General features: G+C 65.8%; 18 protein-coding genes. 12 read left to right on the forward strand and 6 right to left on the reverse strand.

Annotated features, from left to right (window positions below; all coding sequences use genetic code 11):
* The first annotated feature begins 51 nt into the window (after positions 1-51).
* The 9 genes from dnaQ (at position 52) to LQR33_RS24380 (ending at position 6,858) form a co-directional block, all read left to right on the forward strand.
* A complete protein-coding gene (dnaQ, locus tag LQR33_RS07850) occupies positions 52-768 on the forward strand; it encodes a DNA polymerase III subunit epsilon (protein WP_166438960.1) in 717 nt (238 codons plus the stop codon).
* 4 nt (positions 769-772) lie between these two features.
* Complete coding sequence (gene ispD, locus LQR33_RS07855) at positions 773-1,459, forward strand: 2-C-methyl-D-erythritol 4-phosphate cytidylyltransferase (protein WP_221665594.1); 687 nt, start codon at positions 773-775, stop codon at positions 1,457-1,459.
* Between the two features lie 15 nt (positions 1,460-1,474).
* Positions 1,475-1,951 carry a 2-C-methyl-D-erythritol 2,4-cyclodiphosphate synthase gene (gene ispF / locus LQR33_RS07860; RefSeq protein WP_221665595.1) on the forward strand — a complete coding sequence of 159 codons (477 nt, stop codon included), beginning with the start codon at positions 1,475-1,477 and terminating at the stop codon, positions 1,949-1,951.
* A 221-nt stretch (positions 1,952-2,172) separates the two neighbouring features.
* On the forward strand, positions 2,173-2,832 hold the full coding sequence (gene rpiA, locus LQR33_RS07865) for a ribose-5-phosphate isomerase RpiA (protein ID WP_166438958.1): 660 nt from the start codon (positions 2,173-2,175) through the stop codon (positions 2,830-2,832).
* Positions 2,833-2,947: 115 nt separating this feature from the next.
* The gene (phoU, locus tag LQR33_RS07870) at positions 2,948-3,652 is read left to right on the forward strand and encodes a phosphate signaling complex protein PhoU (RefSeq protein ID WP_021476968.1); all 705 of its coding nucleotides are present in this window, start codon (positions 2,948-2,950) and stop codon (positions 3,650-3,652) included.
* A gap of 141 nt (positions 3,653-3,793) precedes the next feature.
* Positions 3,794-5,287, forward strand: coding sequence for an exopolyphosphatase (gene ppx / locus LQR33_RS07875; protein ID WP_205692447.1), 1,494 nt, complete (start codon positions 3,794-3,796; stop codon positions 5,285-5,287).
* Positions 5,288-5,294: 7 nt separating this feature from the next.
* The gene (corA, locus tag LQR33_RS07880) at positions 5,295-6,359 is read left to right on the forward strand and encodes a magnesium/cobalt transporter CorA (RefSeq protein WP_021476970.1); all 1,065 of its coding nucleotides are present in this window, start codon (positions 5,295-5,297) and stop codon (positions 6,357-6,359) included.
* A 78-nt stretch (positions 6,360-6,437) separates the two neighbouring features.
* A complete protein-coding gene (locus LQR33_RS07885; RefSeq protein WP_166438957.1) occupies positions 6,438-6,671 on the forward strand; it encodes a DUF1902 domain-containing protein in 234 nt (77 codons plus the stop codon).
* A complete protein-coding gene (locus LQR33_RS24380; protein WP_346561006.1) occupies positions 6,664-6,858 on the forward strand; it encodes a type II toxin-antitoxin system HicA family toxin in 195 nt (64 codons plus the stop codon). Before LQR33_RS07885 ends, LQR33_RS24380 begins: the two co-directional genes overlap by 8 nt.
* 46 nt (positions 6,859-6,904) lie before the next feature.
* Here the strand turns inward: LQR33_RS24380 and pncA are convergent, their stop codons facing one another.
* On the reverse strand, positions 6,905-7,537 hold the full coding sequence (pncA, locus tag LQR33_RS07890) for a bifunctional nicotinamidase/pyrazinamidase (protein ID WP_231468251.1): 633 nt from the start codon (positions 7,535-7,537) through the stop codon (positions 6,905-6,907).
* Between the two features lie 127 nt (positions 7,538-7,664).
* Here pncA and LQR33_RS07895 point away from each other — a divergent pair, with 127 nt between their 5' ends.
* On the forward strand, positions 7,665-10,010 hold the full coding sequence (locus LQR33_RS07895; protein WP_231468253.1) for a heavy metal translocating P-type ATPase: 2,346 nt from the start codon (positions 7,665-7,667) through the stop codon (positions 10,008-10,010).
* 38 nt (positions 10,011-10,048) lie between these two features.
* The gene (locus tag LQR33_RS07900) at positions 10,049-10,258 is read left to right on the forward strand and encodes a heavy-metal-associated domain-containing protein (protein WP_021476973.1); all 210 of its coding nucleotides are present in this window, start codon (positions 10,049-10,051) and stop codon (positions 10,256-10,258) included.
* A gap of 80 nt (positions 10,259-10,338) precedes the next feature.
* On the opposite strand, the gene LQR33_RS07905 is transcribed toward LQR33_RS07900, so the two are convergent.
* Positions 10,339-10,656, reverse strand: coding sequence for a DUF190 domain-containing protein (locus tag LQR33_RS07905; RefSeq protein WP_166438954.1), 318 nt, complete (start codon positions 10,654-10,656; stop codon positions 10,339-10,341).
* A gap of 111 nt (positions 10,657-10,767) precedes the next feature.
* Complete coding sequence (locus LQR33_RS07910; protein ID WP_231468254.1) at positions 10,768-12,663, reverse strand: M14 family metallopeptidase; 1,896 nt, start codon at positions 12,661-12,663, stop codon at positions 10,768-10,770.
* Positions 12,664-12,934: 271 nt separating this feature from the next.
* On the opposite strand from LQR33_RS07910, the gene LQR33_RS07915 reads away from it, so the two are divergent.
* Positions 12,935-14,803, forward strand: a complete 1,869-nt coding sequence (locus tag LQR33_RS07915; protein WP_231178733.1) for a S9 family peptidase — start codon at positions 12,935-12,937, stop codon at positions 14,801-14,803.
* Positions 14,804-14,947: 144 nt separating this feature from the next.
* On the opposite strand, the gene chrA is transcribed toward LQR33_RS07915, so the two are convergent.
* The 3 genes from chrA to LQR33_RS07930 all read right to left on the reverse strand — a co-directional run bounded on the left by chrA (position 14,948) and on the right by LQR33_RS07930 (position 17,632).
* Positions 14,948-16,141, reverse strand: coding sequence for a chromate efflux transporter (chrA, locus tag LQR33_RS07920; RefSeq protein ID WP_231468256.1), 1,194 nt, complete (start codon positions 16,139-16,141; stop codon positions 14,948-14,950).
* Between the two features lie 61 nt (positions 16,142-16,202).
* Positions 16,203-16,910, reverse strand: a complete 708-nt coding sequence (locus LQR33_RS07925) for an amino acid ABC transporter permease (RefSeq protein ID WP_231468258.1) — start codon at positions 16,908-16,910, stop codon at positions 16,203-16,205.
* Positions 16,892-17,632 carry an amino acid ABC transporter permease gene (locus tag LQR33_RS07930; protein WP_231468259.1) on the reverse strand — a complete coding sequence of 247 codons (741 nt, stop codon included), beginning with the start codon at positions 17,630-17,632 and terminating at the stop codon, positions 16,892-16,894. The genes LQR33_RS07925 and LQR33_RS07930 overlap by 19 nt, the downstream gene beginning before the upstream one ends.
* Positions 17,633-17,705 lie beyond the last annotated feature (73 nt).

The raw sequence follows: 17,705 nt of genomic DNA on the forward strand, positions 1-17,705 counted from the left end.
CAGCAGACACACCGCGCCGCCGTCGATACGGCTTCGCGGGCAGGACGCAGCATGAGACAGATTATTCTCGATACCGAAACCACCGGTCTCGATCCGCAGCAGGGCCACCGCATCATTGAGTTCGCCGGCCTGGAAATGGTCGGCCGCAAGCTGACCGGCAAGCACCTGCATCTTTACATCCATCCTCAGCGGGAGATCGATCCCGACGCCCAGCGCGTGCACGGCATCTCGCTGGAGTTCCTGGACGGCAAGCCGGTGTTCTCCAAGGTGGGGCAGGAAATCGCCGATTTTCTGCGCGGCGCCGAGCTGATCATCCACAACGCGCCTTTCGACGTCGGCTTCCTCAACGCCGAGTTCGCCAAGATCGGCATCGAGCCGATCGACAAGCTTTGCGCCAGCGTGATCGACACGCTGCGCGAAGCGCGCGACATGTTCCCCGGCAAGCGCAACAGCCTGGACGCCTTGTGCGACCGCTTCGAGATCGACCGCTCCAACCGGACGCTGCACGGCGCGCTGGTGGACTGCGAGCTGTTGTCCGAAGTCTATCTATGGATGACGCGCGGCCAGGAAAGCCTGGCGATGGACATCGAGGTGGAGCTGCCGGGAGACGCCGGCGCCATCCAGTTCGAGCGCAAGCCGCTGAAAGTGCTGGCCGCCAGCGAGGCCGAAGAGGCCGAGCACCAGGCTTATCTGGATGTGTTGGACAAGACGGTGAAGGGAGCCTGCGTCTGGCGCGGCCTGGAGCAGCCGGCGCAGGCGGGGGATTGAGGCGATGGCCAGAATGATCGCGCTGGTGCCGGCGGCGGGCTCCGGCAGCCGCTTCGGCGCGCCCAGCCCCAAGCAATATCTGCAATTGAACGGCAAGCCGCTGATGTGGCACGCGCTGGCCACGCTGGCGGCGGTGCCGGGGGTGGACGAAGTGGCGGTGGTGGTGTCGCCGCAGGACGAATGGTTCGACGGTTTCGACTGGGATCTGCCCAAGCTGTCGGTGCGCCGAGTCGGCGGCGCCAGCCGCGCCGAAAGCGTGGCCAACGGACTGGCCGCGCTCGCCTGCGCCGAGGACGACTGGGTGCTGGTGCACGACGCGGCGCGCTGCTGCCTGTCGGTGGCGGCGGTGGAGCGCCTGATCGCCGCCTTGTCCGGCCATGAGGTGGGCGGCCTGCTGGCGCTGCCGGTGCCTGACACCGTCAAGCGCGCCGACGCCGACGGCCATGTCGCCGCCACCGTGCCGCGCAACGGCCTGTGGCTGGCGCAGACGCCGCAGATGTTCCGCGCCGGGGTGCTGGAGAACGCGCTGCGCGGCGTGGCGGCCGAGGACATCACCGACGAGGCTGCCGCCGTCGAGCGCCTGGGGCTGAAGCCGCTGCTGGTGGAGGGCGACGCGCAGAACTTCAAGGTCACCTATCCGCGCGATCTGGCGCTGGCCCGAGCCATCCTGGCCGCGCGCGAAGACTACTGAACCGCAAGGAAGAACATGTTTCGCATCGGACAAGGCTACGACGTGCACCAATTGGTGGCAGGCCGCCCGCTGATCCTGGGCGGAGTGGACGTTCCGCATGACAAGGGCCTGCTCGGCCACTCGGACGCCGACGCGCTGCTGCACGCGATCACAGACGCGCTGCTGGGCGCCGCCGCGCTGGGCGACATCGGCCGCCATTTCCCGGATACCGCAGTCGAATTCAAGGGCGCAGACAGCCGCGCGCTGTTGCGCGAAGCGGCGGCGCGGGTGCGGGCGGCCGGCTGGCGGCCGGTCAATGTGGACAGCACGCTGATCGCGCAAAGGCCGAAGCTGGCGCCGCACATCGACGCGATGCGCGCCAATATCGCGGCGGACCTGGGGCTGGAGGTCGGCGCGGTCAACGTCAAGGGCAAGACCAACGAGAAGCTGGGTTATCTGGGCCGCTGCGAGGCGATAGAGGCGCAGGCTGTCTGCCTGCTGATGCCGGCCTAAGCGACGCGGCCAAAAAACGCTGATCCAGAGCCGAGCCTCTGCGCCGCGTGGCTTGAATGGCTCGCTTTGGCGAGCCTCGGGCCAGCGGGATGATCAATTTGCTCTGCAAGATTTTGAACAAGCGGCCAGGCGTCATGCCGGCGCAGTCCGCTTATGGGATAATCGCGCATCATCGCTCATGCCGGGCATGGGCGGCACAACACCAACCAGGAGGCCCCATCATGCTGACCCAGGATCAACTGAAACTCGCCGTCGCCAAGAAGGCGCTGGAATTCGTGCCGGAAGACGCCATCATCGGCGTTGGCACCGGCAGCACCGTCAATCTGTTCATCGAGGAACTGGCCGGCATCAAGGGGCGCATCAAGGGCGCGGTATCCAGCTCCGAAGCCTCCACCGCGCGGCTGAAGGCTCACCACATTCCGGTGTTCGACCTGAACGAAGTGGAGAAGCTGCCGGTGTATATCGACGGCGCCGACGAGATCAACCACCACCTGCACATGATCAAGGGCGGCGGCGCGGCGCTGACGCGCGAGAAGATCGTCGCCGGCGTGGCCGATGAGTTCATCTGCATCGCCGACGAGCAGAAGTACGTGGCCATGCTGGGCACTTTCCCGCTGCCGATCGAGGTGATTCCGATGGCGCGCAGCTACGTCGCGCGCGAGCTGGTGCGTCTGGGCGGCCACCCGGAACTGCGCCAGGGCGTGACCACCGACAACGGCAACGTGATCCTGGACGTGCACGGCCTGCAGATCATGAAGCCGGTGGAGCTGGAGGAAATCATCAACCACATCGCCGGCGTCGTTACCTGCGGCCTGTTCGCCCGCCGCCGCGCCGACGTGCTGGTGCTGGGCAAGCAGAGCGGCGTGGAAGTGCTGCGCTGAGGCGAATCCTGTCCGCCCCGGCCGACTGGACGCGGCCGGGCGAAGATGGCATGTCACGCGGCTGTCATCTGCTTGTCTTACAATTTACCATTTTCGCGAGATTCCCGAGGCAAACATGGCAGAACACATTTCCAAGCAGTTCGATCTGGAGCTGGAAACCATCCGTACCCGTGTGCTGCAGATGGGCGGCCTGGTGGAGCAGCAGATCCTGTCCGCCGTCGATGCCCTGATGGCCGGCGACGTGCCGCGGCTGGACAAGGTGATGGCCGAGGACGCGCTGGTCAACGCGATGGAAGTCGGCATCGACGACGACTGCCTGCATATCATCGCCCGCCGCCAGCCGGCGGCCAGCGATCTGCGCATCGTCTTCACCGTGATCAAGATCATCACCGATCTGGAGCGCATCGGCGACGAAGCGGCCAAGATCGCGCGGATGGGCAAGACCATCCACCAGTCCGAACGCTTCCAGATGCCGCGCTTCCGCGAAATCGAAAAGATGGCAGACGTGGCGCTGGCGATGCTGCGCCGCGCGCTGGACGCCTTCGCCCGGCTGGACACCAGCGCCGCGCTGGAGCTGGCCGAGGAAGACCAGCGGCTGGACGAGAATTTCGCGTCCGAGCTGCGCCAGCTGATCACCTTCATGATGGAAGATCCGCGCACCATCAGCATGTCGATCGACACGCTGTTCATCTCCAAGGCCATCGAGCGCATCGGCGACCACGCCAAGAACATCTCCGAATACGTGGTCTACCTGGTCAAGGGCAAGGATATCCGCCACACCACGCTGGAAGACATCAAGCGCGAAACCATGGGACGCTGAGCGGCGCGGTCCGGACATGACGCTGAGCGCAAAATGGCGGTAACATCTCGCGGTTACCGCCATTTTGCTTGCCGGGCGCGCCGGGCGTTGTTCGCTCCGCTGCGGCCCCGCGGGCGCAACCGAACAAGAAAAGGGGTGTCCTTGACACACGCCACGCCCCCGCACACCGTGCTGGCCACCATCGATCTGGGTTCCAACAGCTTCCGGCTGCAAGTGTCCCGCGTGGTGGACGACCAGCTGTACGCCCTGGACGTGATGAAAGAAACCGTGCGCCTGGGCGCCGGCCTCACCGCCGACAAACACCTGAACGACGACACCCAAGCGCGCGCGCTGGCCTGCCTGGCCCGTTTCGGCGAACGGCTGCGAGGCTTCGTGCCCGCCCAGGTCCGTGTGGTCGGCACCAACACGCTGCGCGTGGCCAGGAACGCGCCGGCCTTCATCGCCGAGGCCGAAGAGCGGCTGGGCTTCCCGATCGAAGTGATCGCAGGGCGCGAAGAGGCGCGGCTGATCTACCTGGGCGCCGCCCACTCGCTGCCGGACACCAAAGAGCGCCGGATGGTGGTGGATATCGGCGGCGGCTCCACCGAATTCATCATCGGCAGCCATTACAAGGCACTGGTCACCGAAAGCCTGCCGCTGGGCTGCGTCAGCTACACGATGCGCTTTTTCCCGGACGGCAAGCTGACCCGCGGCAATTTCCGCGACGCCACGCTGGCCGCCCGCAACGAGATCCAGCGCATCCGCCACGAATACCGTCCCAGCGAGTGGCAGATCGCCGTCGGCACTTCCGGCACCGCGCGCTCGCTGCGCGACGTGCTGGAGATCAACGACTGGAGCCGAGCCGACATCACCCTGGCCGGCATGGAGCAGTTGCGCGAGGTCTTGATCAAGCAGGGCAGCATAGACGCGGTCAAGGTCAACGGCCTGAAGGCCGATCGCGCGCCGGTGCTGGCCGGCGGCCTCGCCATCATGATCGCGGTGTTCGAGGAGCTGGAGGTCGAGAAGATGATCGTCACCGAGGGCGCGCTGCGCGACGGCGTGCTCTACGATCTGCTGGGCCGCCAACGCGAGAAGGACATGCGCGACAGCACGGTGGCGCTGTTCAAGCGCCGCTACCATGCCGACACGCAGCAGGCCGAGCGCGTCAACCAGCTGGCCGAGCGCCTGTACCGGATGCTGGCCGGCGAGGACGTGGACCAGGACATGCTCAAGCGCCTGTCGTGGGCGGCCAAGCTGCACGAGATCGGCCTGACCATCGCCCACACCGCCTACCACAAGCATTCCGCCTACATTCTGCAGAACGCCGACATGCCGGGCTTCTCCAAGCGCGAGCAGGCCACGCTGGCGGCCATCGTGCTGGGCCACCGCGGCGACATGGGCAAGATGGCGCAATACATCAGCCAGCCGGCGTTGTGGCAGGCGGTGGTGGCGCTGCGCGTCGCGGTGCTGTTCTACCGCAGCCGCATCAACGCCGCCTTGCCGGCCGAGCTGGACCTGCGGCAGCATGCGCGCGGCTTCACGCTGTCGCTGAGCGGAGACTGGCTGGAGGCCAATCCGCTATCGGCCAGCAGTTTCCAGCAGGAAGTGGGCCAGTGGAAGAATGTCGGCTTCCAGCTCGACATCGTGCAGAAATAAGCCGCCGATGCGCCATCCGGAATTGAAGGAGAGGCTGCCGACGCTGGGCGAGCAGGCGGGGACGCTGCTGCCGGTGGGCGAGGCCAAGCACGCGGGCACCAAGTTGTCGCTGTTCGACTTCTGCGCCGACGAGGCGATCGAGCTGGCCGACCTGCCGCTGGCCAATCTTGCCAGCTACCGCCGCCGCGGCGAGGTGCTGTGGCTCAATGTCTACGGCCTGAGCGACGCCGCCGCCATCCAGGCGATAGGCGAACGCTTCGGCCTGCACCCGCTGGTGCAGGAGGACATCCTCAACGCCCGCCAGCGGCCCAAGCTGGAAGACTACGAAGACTATCTGTTCCTCGCCTGCCGCGTGTTCGATTACCAGCAGGGCGGGCGGCTGCAATCCGACCAGATGTACCTGGTGCTGGGCGACGGTTTCGTGCTGTCGTTCCAGGAGAAGCCCACCGGCGTGTTCGAGCAGGTGCGCGAACGGCTGCGCAAGGGGAGAGGGGCATTGCGCCGGCGCGGCGCCGACTACCTGGCCTATTCGCTGCTGGACGCCATCATCGACGACTACTTCGGCGTGCTCGGCCAGTTCAACGACAAGGTGGAGCGCACCGACGGCCAGCTGCTGGCAGGGCGCGACAACGGCGTGCTGCGCCAGATCCAGCGGCTGAAGCGCGATTGCCTGAAGCTCAGGCGCGCGCTGCTGCCGCTGCGCGAGGTGCTGCTGTCGCTGAACCGCGGCGACGAGGAGCGCTTCGGCGAGGATACCCGCGTCTATCTGCGCGACGCCTACGACCACGTGGTCCACGTGCTGGAGTCGCTGGAGATGAACCGCGAGATGGTCGGCGACATGATGGACCTCTATCTGTCCACCCAATCGCACCGGCTCAATCTGCAGATGCGGGTGCTGACGGTGATCACGATGATCTTCATGCCGCTGACGCTGATCGCCGGCATCTACGGCATGAACTTCGAGTACATGCCGGAGCTGAAGTGGCACTACGGCTACTTCATCGTGCTGCTGGCGATGGGCGGCATTTCCGCCGGCATGAGCTGGTGGTTCTGGAAGCGGCGGTGGATTTGACGCTCTATCTTCGCGGTGCCATCATGAATCGAAGCTTAAATAGGCTATTGATTTTAGTGAGAATTACGGGAGAGAGCCATGAAGCCGTTTTCGGTCCATGCAATCTGGGACGATGACGCCGGTGTTTGGGTGGCCAGCAGTAAAGATGTACGAGGGCTGGTCGCAGAAGCGGCTACGCGTGAGGAACTGGTGGCCATGCTTAAGGCTCGCATTCCGGAGTTGCTGGAGCTGAATGATCAGCCTTTGCCCGAGGGAGAGATTCGTTTTCGTCTGAAATCGGAACAGGTCTCAACCGAGGTAATTTGTGACTGACTTTACCGCTGCGGTAAAGACAAAGTTGAAGGAGCATGGCTGCCGCTTTGATCGCCAAGGGAAAGGCGACCACGAAATCTGGTATAGCCCCATCACAGATACGAAATTTCCGGTGGATAGCAGTATTCGGTCCAGGCATACCGCCAATGAGATCATGAAGCAGGCGGGCATCCACCACCATTTCTGATAGCGAATCATGTCAATCAGCCGGCAATGCACCGGCTGATTGTGTTTTACACCTCGTCGGAGCGCAGCCGCTTGACGCCGGCCTGGCGCATCTTCATCCAGGCCTCGGCCAGCGAGCCGTCCATGTCTATCGCCCGGCAGGCATCCTCCACCACGAAGGTCTCGAAACCCGCGGCGCGGGCGTCGATGGCGCTCCAGGCGACGCAGAAATCAGTGGCGAGACCCGCCAGCCATACCTTTTTGACGCCCAGAGCGTTCAAGTAAGCGGCCAGGCCGGTGGTGGTGGCGCGGTCGGCTTCGACGAAGGCGGAATAACTGTCCACCTGGGCGTGGACGCCCTTGCGCACGATTAGCCGGGCATGTTGGGTCTCCAGCTCGGAGTGGAAGCCGGCGCCATGGCTGCCGGCGACGCAGTGGTCCGGCCACAGCGTTTGCGGGCCGTAGGGCAGGTCCAGGCTCTGGAAGGGCTGCATGCCGGGATGGCGGGAGGCGAACGACACGTGCCCGGCCGGATGCCAGTCCTGGGTCAGCACCACGTTTTCGAACAGCAGCGACAGGTGGTTGATCAAGGGCACCACTTCGTCTCCGCCCGGCACGGCCAGCTCGCCGCCCGGACAGAAACTGTTCTGCACATCCACCACCAGCAATGCGCAGTCGGCACCATAGCGTTTCAGGGGCATGGGACTACCTTGTTGTTGTCGTCTTCCATCTTGTTAACACGGGCAGGCCCGCGGGTAAAGGGGGAGCGGGTCTTTCCACTCTTGCGTTTAATACCCCATGGGGGTATAACGAAGGCAGGAGGATGCGATGACACAATCCCTGTTGACGCTGCCGGTCGCCGGCATGAGCTGCGCCGCCTGCGCGGCCCGCATCGAGAAGCAGCTGAACCGCATGGACGGCGTGGAAGCGGCGGTCAGCTTCGCCAATGAAAGCGCCCAGCTGCGCTACGACCCGGACCAAACCAAGCCGCAGCAACTGGTGGACGCCATCGTCCGCTGCGGTTTCGATGTGCCGCGCCAGACGCTGGAGCTGGGCATCGGCGGCATGAGTTGCGCCGCCTGCGCGGCCCGGCTGGAAAAGGCGTTGGGCCGATTGCCGGGCGTGGAGGCCAGCGTTAACTTCGCCGCCGAGTCGGCGCGGGTGGATTTCTTGCCAGGATTGATGGACCGCGACCGGGTGCTGGATGCGGTGCGCAAGGCGGGTTTCGAGCCTTTGTTGCGCGAGGATGGCGGCGGCGAGGCCGAAGCCGCCGCCCGCTACCGCCGCGAGTTGGCGTGGTTCGCCGCGTCGGCGTTGCTGACGCTGCCTTTCATGGTGGAAATGGCGGCGATGTTTGCTGGCGGCCACCACGGCTGGCTGCCCAGGATGTGGCAGCTGGCGCTGGCGACGCCGGTGCAGTTCATCGTCGGCTGGCGTTTCTACCGCGGCGCCTGGCAGGCGTTGCGCGGCGGCGTCGCCAATATGGACGTGCTGGTGGCGCTGGGCACCAGCATGGCCTGGCTGCTGTCGGCTGCGGTGACCTTGTTGGAGCTTGAGGGCCAGCATGTGTATTTCGAGGCCAGCGCGGCGGTGATCACGCTGGTGTTGCTGGGCAAGCTGCTGGAGGCGAGGGCCAAGGGCAAGACCTCGGCGGCGATCGCCGCGCTGGTGAAGCTGGCACCCCGCACCGCCCGCGTCGAGCGCGATGGCGAGCTGGTCGAGGTGGCGGTGGACAAGCTGCAGCGCGGCGACGTGGTGGTGGTGCGCCACGGCGACAGCCTGCCGGTGGACGGCGAGGTGGTGGGCGGCCAGGCTTGGCTGGACGAGAGCATGCTGACCGGCGAGAGCCGGCCGGTGGCCAAGCAGGCCGGCGACAAGGTCTACGCCGCCACCCGCAACCAGGACGGCATGCTCAAGGTGCGCGCCACCGGCGTCGGCGGCGATACCCAGCTGGCCGAGATCGTGCGCATGGTGGCGGCTGCCCAGGGCAGCAAGGCGCCGATCCAGCGTCTGGCCGACAGCATTTCGGCGGTATTCGTGCCGGCGGTCAGCGCGGTGGCGCTGCTGACTTTCCTACTGACCGGCTGGCTGAACGGCAACTGGGCGCAGGCCCTGATCCACGCGGTGGCGGTGCTGGTGATCGCCTGCCCGTGCGCGCTGGGCCTGGCCACGCCGACCGCGGTGATGGTGGGCGTGGGCAACGGCGCGCGCCGCGGCATCCTGTTCCGCAACGCCGCGGCGCTGGAGCAGGCCGGCAAGGTGGACGTGCTGTTGGTGGATAAGACCGGCACGCTGACCGAGGGTCGGCCGACCCTGCGCCACGCGCTGGCGCTGGACGGTGATGAAAACCGGTTGATCCAGCTGGCCGCCAGCGCCGAAGCCGGCTCCGAGCATCCGCTGGCCCACGCTTTGCTGCAGCGGGCGAAGGAGTCGGAACTGCCGCTGCTGGCCTGCGAGCGTTTCCGCGCCGATGTCGGCAACGGCGTCGAGGCCGCGCTGCCGGGCGTGGGCACGGTCAAAGTGGGCGTGCCGTCCTGGATAGGCCTGGACCTGCCGGCCGAAGCGGCCGTCTGGCCGCTGGAAGGATGCACGGTGGTGGCAGTCAGCTTGGACGACAAGCCGCTGGGCCTGCTAGCGCTGGCCGATCCGCTGCGCGGCAGCTCCAAGGGCGCGGTCGCCGCGCTGCGCGGGCTGGGCGTCAAGGTGGTGATGCTGACCGGCGATCATGAGAGCACCGCGCGCAGCATCGCCGCCGAGGCCGGCATAGACGAATGGCGCGCCGGCATGAAGCCGCAGGACAAGGCCGATGTGGTCAAATACTGGCAACAGCAGGGCAGTAAGGTGGCGATGCTGGGCGACGGCGTCAACGACGCGCCGGCGCTGGCCGCGGCCGACGTCAGCCTAGCGATGGGCGCGGGCTCCGACGTGGCCATCGCCGCCGCCGACATCACGCTGATGCACGGCGACCTGGCGCACGCGGTGGACGCCATCCGCCTGTCGCGCGCCAGCCTGGCCAAGATTCGCCAGAACCTGGCTTTTGCCTTCGTTTACAACGTGCTGGGCATTCCGCTGGCGGCCGCCGGCATGCTGAACCCGGTGATCGCCGGCGCGGCGATGGCGGCGAGCTCGGTGTCGGTGGTGTCCAACTCTTTGCTGCTTCGGCGCTGGCGCTGAAGCTTTAACCAACTTTTGTTCTAACGATGGAGATGAACATGGCAGAACTGGTTTTGAACATAGACGGCATGACATGCGGCGGCTGCGTGAAGAGTGTGACCGGCGTGCTGAACGGCATGGCCGGCGTCAGCGATGCCCAGGTGAGCCTGGAGGAAAAACAGGCGCGCGTGGCTTACGACGCTGAAACGGTATCGCCTGAGGAGCTGGCTGCGGCAGTCGCGGATGCAGGCTTCGATGTGACATTCTGATTTCCCGCGCAATCGCCCGGACCGTCTCGTCGCCCTGCGGGGTCGGGACGGTCTTCGCCATTTTGAGCCAAACCCCGGCCTTACTTCTCTCCCAGCATGCCGTATTCCACCGGCGTCTTCACATAGAACACCTTGATGCCTTCGCCGCGCAAGCGGTCCAGCAACAGCTCGGCCTCCTGCGAGCTGAGCGCCATCGTCACCTCCTCGGGCTGGTCGGCCAGCTCGAAGAAGCGGGCGGCGTGGATGCGGCGGTCGCCGCCGAAGCCCTCGCTGGCGGCGAACAGCGTGGCGCCGCCTATGCCCAGCCTGTGGGCTTCCTGCAAGATCCATTCCGCCAGCGGCACACCGTGATGGCGGTGTCCCTGCTGGGTGAAGAACGACAGTTGGTAGCCTTGCATCGCGGGGGCTCCAGGAGACGGATCACGGTTGGGTCGTGCTGTCGGCGGGCATGTCGTCCGCCGACACCTGCATTGTAGACCCGGCCGCCGTGGCGGGCGGCCAGAGCGTGCTCAGCGGATGATGCCAACCGGGTAGAGGTAGCGGTTGCTGTCGGCGAACGGCGTGCGCTCGTAGAACCAGTTGAGCCGGGCGTTGCGGTCCTTGGCGAACTTGGGGTCGGACTTGAGCCTGGCGGCGAAGGCTTTGCGCAGTTCCGGGCTTTCCGCCAGCATCCGCCGCGCCATTGGCTCCATCACATAGGCTTCAGGCGCTTCGGCCGAGGTCAGGTTGGCGTTGAAGAAGCCCCAGCTGAGGAAGGAGTCCGGGCTGGACGGCTCCAGCAGCACCATGGCCAGCGCGCCCAGCGGCTGGTCGGGGTTGATCAACACCGAGCCGGCCGGATAAGTGACCTTGCGCGGCATCGCCACCGGCTTGCCGCTGATCAGCAGCCGGCCTTCGTAGCCGGGAATCTTGTCGGCCGATTCGCGGTCCGGTTCGAACGGCGTGCCCAGCTTGACCTCGTCCAGCCGGTAGGCGGTGACGTCCAGCGCGGTCGGCTTGTCCAGCGTGGTCATGGCGATGCCGTGCGTCTTCAGCCTGTCTATCACTTCCCGCCATTGCGCCGGCACCACGTAGGCCTTGGGCCGCGCGACGACCAGATCGGGCTCGGATTGCGGCGTGATCGGGATCTTGTAGTCCTGCGGCTGGTTGCTCCAGCGCACGATCTTGTCGCCGGTGATCGGCGATTGCGCCTTGTCGAATTTCACGCCCTTGAAGTCCACCATCTGCGGCTGGCCGTCGGCCGCTTTCCAGGTCAGCGTCACGTTCTTGGGCCGCGCCGCGCGGTCAGCGGCGATGGCGGCGCGCAGGCTGTCCCGATTGGCGGCTACGCTTTCCAGGATGGCCTTGTACAGCGCGTAATTGCCCAGCACCTGCTGCTTGTACGGCTTGAGCGCGTGCAGCTCCACCAGGATGGCGGGGATGCCGCGCACGTCGGCGTACTGGTTGGAGAAGCGCGCCAGATCGCTGTAGTAGGGGTAGTAGCCCTTGCCGATGTCCTCGTTGTCGTTCATCGAGATGCAAACGTTGGGTTCGTGGCCGTAGGCGCGCAGCTGGCTGTAGACATAGGGCGTCATCACTTGGTCCATCCAGCGGCTGGACGCCAGCGACCAGCCCTGGCCGTTGTTGCAGTAGGTGACGTCGTACTGGTAATTGACGCCGTCGGTGCTGTGGGTGTCGATGAAGAAGTCCGGCTGGTACTGGCCGAGCACGCGCGCCACGTTGCGGATTTCCGGGCTGTCCAGTTTGGCGAAGTCGCGGTTCAGGTTGAGGTTGCGGCTGTTGACGCGCCAGCCGGTCTCGTCCGGACCATTCTGGTTGATGCGGCCGTATTTGCCATAGCGCACGTCGCCGTCGATGTTGACGGTGGGAACGAACAGGATGTTCACCTTGTCCAGCAAGGCGCGCTGCGCGCCGCCGACGGTCAGGTCGCGCAGCAGCATCAGGCCGGCGTCCTTGCCGTTGGCTTCGCCCGGGTGGATGCCGGCTTCGATGTAGACCGTCGGCTTGCCGGAAGCCTTGAGTCCGGCCGCGGACTTGTCGGCGCTGCTGGACGCCACCGCCATCATGAACGGCCGGCCCTCGCCGGTTTTCTCTTGCAGCTCGGTCAGCTGGATCAAATCGGGCTTCGCCGCCGCCAGCTTTTGCAGATAGGCCAGCGTTTCCGGGTAGGGCGGCGTGTGGGCGAAACCGGAGGCTTCTAGCGGCGTGGCCCAGGGATCGTCTTTGGTTGCGGCGAACTGCTGGCTTTTGCCGTTCCAGGGAATGTCGGGCGGCAGCACGCGCTGGCCGGCGGACTGGAGAAACTGGCCGGGATCGACATAGTCGGGCGCGGCCGGAGAGGCGCCGGCGGGCAGGCTGGCCAGCGCGGCGGCGAGAAATGTCAGCGAAGGGAGGAGGCGGCTCATCGTATGCTCCGGGAGTGAGGATCGCGCCAGCTTACGCCTTGTGTCGTTGGTTTCCGGTTATCTGATTCATCCTGCTTGATGGCTGTCAAATGCGAGATGCTTCCTGCTTTTTTCTTGTGGTTTTTGTTATGAAAATTTTAATTAAGCATAATTCCATTTGCATGTTGATGGCTGGGTGGCCTGGCAGTACCATCATTTTTCCGCGCGAAACCGCGCTTGGCGCCGGGCCGCTACGATGGCCGGATTCCACGTCCCTATCAAGAAAGAAACCGTGTTGAAAACGAAAACTCTGACTGTGCTGCTGGCGTCGCTGCTGTCTGGTTCCGCGTTGGCGGCGGATATCCCGCTGCGCGACTTTTTCCGCAATCCCGAGCAAAGCAACTTCACGGTGTCGCCGGACGGCAAGAGCGTGGCCTTCCTGTCGCCGTGGGAGTCGCGCCGCAATATCGTGGTGCGCCGCCCAGGCCAGCCGGACAAGCGCGTCACCGCGATCAAGGACCGCGACCTGTCCGGTTATTTCTGGAAGGGCAACGACAGGCTGGTGTACGTCAAGGACAATGCCGGCGACGAGAATTTCCACCTGTACAGCGTGGACCTGAAGAGCGGCAAGACCCGTGATCTGACGCCGTTTCCCGGTGTGCGCGCCGAGATCGTCGATGGTCTGATCGACAACGACAAGCAACTGCTGATCAGCCTGAACAAGCGCAACCCGGAGATCTTCGACGTCTACCGCATCGACCTGCAGACCGGCAAGCTGACCCTGGAAGCGGAAAACCCGGGCAAGGTGGCCAACTGGATCACCGATCACAAGGGCAATATCCGCATCGCGATCGAGACCGACGGCGTCAACAACACGGTGTTATACCGCGACCAGCCCGGCGGCAAATTCCGCAAGCTGATGACCACCAATTTCCGCGAGAACTTCACGCCGCTGTTCTTCACCTTCGACAACCAGCGCTTCTATGCTTCCAGCAGCCTGGGTCGCGACAAGGCCGCCATCGTAGAGTACGACCCCAAGACCGGCAAGGAGGTGAAGGAGATCTATGCGCGCCAGGATGTCGATGTTTCCGGACTCGACTTCTCGCACAAGCGCAAGGTGATCACTTGCGCCGGCTTCGAGACCGACAAGCCGGGCCGCGAGTGCTTCGATCCGCAATCGCGCGAACTGTACGCCAAGCTGCAGTCCCACTTTCCGGGCTATCAGGTGGACATCACCTCAGGCAATCGCAACGAGGACCGTTTCGTGGTGGCGGCCTGGAGCGACAAGACCCAGGGCAAGCGCTATCTGTACGACAAGAAGAGCGACAAGCTGACGCTGCTGGCCGAGATCACGCCCTGGCTGCCGGAAGACAAGATGGCCAGCATGAAGCCCATCCAGTACCGCAGCCGCGACGGCCTGACCATCAACGGCTACCTGACGCTGCCCAAGGGCAAGGAAGACGCCAAGGACCTGCCGGTGATCGTCAACCCGCATGGCGGACCGTGGTATCGAGACAGCTGGCGCTTCAATCCGGAAGTGCAGTTCTTCGCCAGCCGCGGCTGGGCGGTGCTGCAGATGAACTTCCGCGGCTCCACCGGCTATGGCCGCCAGTTCTGGGAAGCCTCGTTCAAGGAGTGGGGCGGCAAGATGCAGGACGATGTCAGCGATGGTGTTGACTGGCTGGTCAAGCAAGGCGTGGCCGATCCGAAGAAGGTGTGCATCTACGGTGGCAGCTACGGCGGCTACGCCACCTTGTCCGGCATCACCAAGACGCCGGAACTGTACCGCTGCGCGGTGGATTACGTCGGGGTGTCCAATCTGTTCACCTTCATGACCACCATTCCGCCGTACTGGAAGCCGTTTCTGGATTCGATGTACGAAATGGTGGGCAATCCGGAGAAGGACAAGGACCTGCTGCGCGAGCGCTCGCCGGTGTTCCACGTCGACCGCATCCAGTCGCCGCTGCTGGTGTTGCAAGGCGCCAAGGACCCGCGCGTCAACATCAACGAGTCCAACCAGATCGTCGACGCGTTGAAGAAGCGCGGTGTGGACGTCGAGTACATCGTCAAGGACAACGAAGGCCACGGCTTCCGCAACGAGGAAAACCGCTTCGCCGCCTACGGCGCGATGGAGCAGTTCTTCAAGAAACATCTGGACTGATCGGTTACCGCGCCAGTCATCTCTGCCCGCCTTCAGGCGGGCTTTTCCATTTAGGCCCGCTGACAAAACTCCTGATCCTGCGTCGCGTCTCCTTGTCGTACGGATTTGGCACTGTCTGCGTGGGCGAGCCTTGGTTCGCGGCGCTTACAGCATCAGCCATCCAGCCGCCGCGCACAGGCCCACCACCAGCCAGGGCGGCAGCTTCCATGCTGCCAGCGCCAGTAAAGCCAGCAGAACGGCCGCGAAGTCGGCCGGCGCGCGTACCGAGCTGCTCCAGGCCGGATGGTACAGCGCGGCCAGCAGCAGGCCCACCACCGCGGCATTGACGCCGGCCAGAGCCGATTGGGCGCCGGGCGCGGCGCGCAGCCGGTGCCAGAACGGCAGCGCGCCGGCCAGCAGCAGGAAGCCGGGCAGGAAGATGGCGATCAGCGCCAGCGCGCCGCTTTGCCAGCTGCCGTCGCCGGCCGTGCCGAGAAAGGCAGCGAAGGCGAACAGCGGGCCGGGCAGCGCCTGCGCGGCGCCGTAGCCGGCCAGGAAGGCATCCCTGGGCACCCAGCCGCTGGCGACGGACGCGGTTTCCAGCAGCGGCAGCACCACGTGGCCGCCGCCGAACACCAGCGCGCCGCTACGGTAGAAAGCGTCGAACAGGGCCATCCGGTAGCCGGGCCAGGCCGCAGCCAGCAGCGGCAGGCCGGCCAGCAGCGCGAAGAACAGCGCCAGCCAGATCGCGCCGCGGCGGCGGCTGGGCATCGGAGCGTCGTCGGCAATGGCAACGCCCGGGGCGGGAGCGGCCAGCCACAGGCGTCCGGCGGCGCTGGCCAGCGTGATGACGGCCAACGGCAGCCAGGTCGCGGCGATCAGCAAGGCCAGGCAGCAGGCGATGGCCATCAGCGTTAGCCGCGGCCGGTCGGGGCATAATTGGCGCGCCATGCTCCACACCGCCTGCGCCACCACCGCCACCGCGGCCAGCTTCAGTCCATGCAAGACGCCGGGCGGAATGGTCTGCGCGTGATGCGACAGGCCCAGCGCCAGCAGCAGCATCAACAGCGCCGACGGCAGCGTGAAGCCCAGCCAGGCGGCCAGCGCGCCGGACAGTCCGCCGCGCGCCATGCCCAGCGCCATGCCCACCTGGCTGCTGGCCGGTCCGGGCAGGAACTGGCACAGCGCCACCAGGTCGGCGTAATCGCGCTCCGGCAGCCAGCGGCGGCGCTCGACGAATTCGGCGCGGAAATAGCCGAGGTGGGCGACCGGGCCGCCGAAGGAGGTGAGGCCCAGCTTCAGGAAAACCAGTAGGATGCGCCAGAAGCCGCGGTCGTTCGCCGCATGGGTTGGATGCATGGCATGAAAGAGGGAGAGGGAACTGCGCCACCTTAGCGGAAAACGCCGCCGGCTTGAAGCGCTATGGCTGCGTCCGCGGTTGCCGCCAGCGACGCGCGGCCAAGTGCCCGCCGAATTGCAGCAGGCTGCACAACAGCAGATAGCCGACGGCGATGGCGCTGAAGATTTCCAGCGGATACACCTGCTCGCGGTTGTTGACCTGGGTGGCGACGAAGGTGAATTCGGCGACGCCGACGATATAGGCCAGCGAGCTGTCCTTCAGCAGCGACACCCACTGGTTGACGAAGGAGGGCAGCATGATGCGCAGCGCCTGCGGCAGGATCAGCCAGCGCAGCGTCTGCCAGCGCGAGAAGCCCAGCGCCAGCCCAGCGTGCCATTGGCCGCGGCCGACCGCCGCCAGGCCGGCCAGCACCGCCTGGCCCAGATAGGCGGAGTGGATCAGCGCCAGCGCCAGGATCACGGTCGCGAGGCCGGGGATGTCGACGCCGAACAGCAGCGGCAGCAGGAAATAGCACCAGAAGATCAGCATCAGCACCGGGATCGCGCGCAGCACCGCGGTGGCGGCCATCAGGCCGCGCCGCAGCGCGGCGCCGCCCATCAGCTGGGCGATGCCCAGCGCCAGCCCCAGCCCGCTGGCCAGCAATGCCGCGGCCAGGCTCAACAGCGCGGTCAGCAGCAGGCCGCCGGGTTCGCCGCCGGACAGATTGCCCCACAAGAGGTAGTCGAGATTGTCTTGTATCACCGCCGGAATCATCGCAGCGTCCTCCATTCAGGCTCCGGCCGCTGGGCCAGCAACTGGGTGATCAGCACCAGGACCAGATACAGCGCGGTGGCGGCGGCGAAGGATTGGAAGGCCAGCAGCGTTTCCGTCTCCACCTGGCGCGAGGCGTAGGAGAGCTCCGCCAGGCCGATCGCCATGGTCAGCGAGGTGTTCTTGACGATGGCGGTGTACTGGCCGACCAACGGCCGCTTCACCAGCTGCCAGGCCTGCGGCAGCACCACCAGGCGCAGCACTTGCCAGCCGCTCATGCCCAGCGCCCGCGCCGCCAGCCGCTGGCCCTTGGGCACCGCGTTCAGTCCGGCTTGCAGCTCGCCGCTGATGAAGGCGGCGCTGTACAGCGTCAGCGCGGTGAAGGCGGCCAGGAATTCGAACGATGGCCAGGGCAGGGTCAGATCGAACGGCAAGGCCAGCGCGCGCGGGGTGTTCAGCCAGATTTTCGCCTCGTCCGGCAGCAGGCCGGACACGCCGAAATACCACAGCAGCAGCTGCACCATCAGCGGCGTGTTGCGGTGCAATTCCAGAAACAGCCGCGTCGCCAGCCGCAGCGGCCGCGGGCCGCCGTCCAGCAGCGCGGTGAAGGCGATGCCGAGCAGGCTGGCGGCGGCGATGACCAGCAGCGACAGCCAGCCGGTCAGCAGCGCGCCCTTGCCCAGCCAGAGTAGGTAATGCGGCTCCAGCCAGTTGTGGCCGAGCCAGGCGGGTGGTGTCATGCGTGTGTCTTTCTACAGCGGTGAAACGGCAAAACCGCCGGGGACGCCGGCGGTTGCGAAGCGGGACGGGCCG

The sequence above is a fragment of the Chromobacterium piscinae genome (assembly GCF_021129175.1).
Lineage (GTDB): Bacteria > Pseudomonadota > Gammaproteobacteria > Burkholderiales > Chromobacteriaceae > Chromobacterium > Chromobacterium piscinae.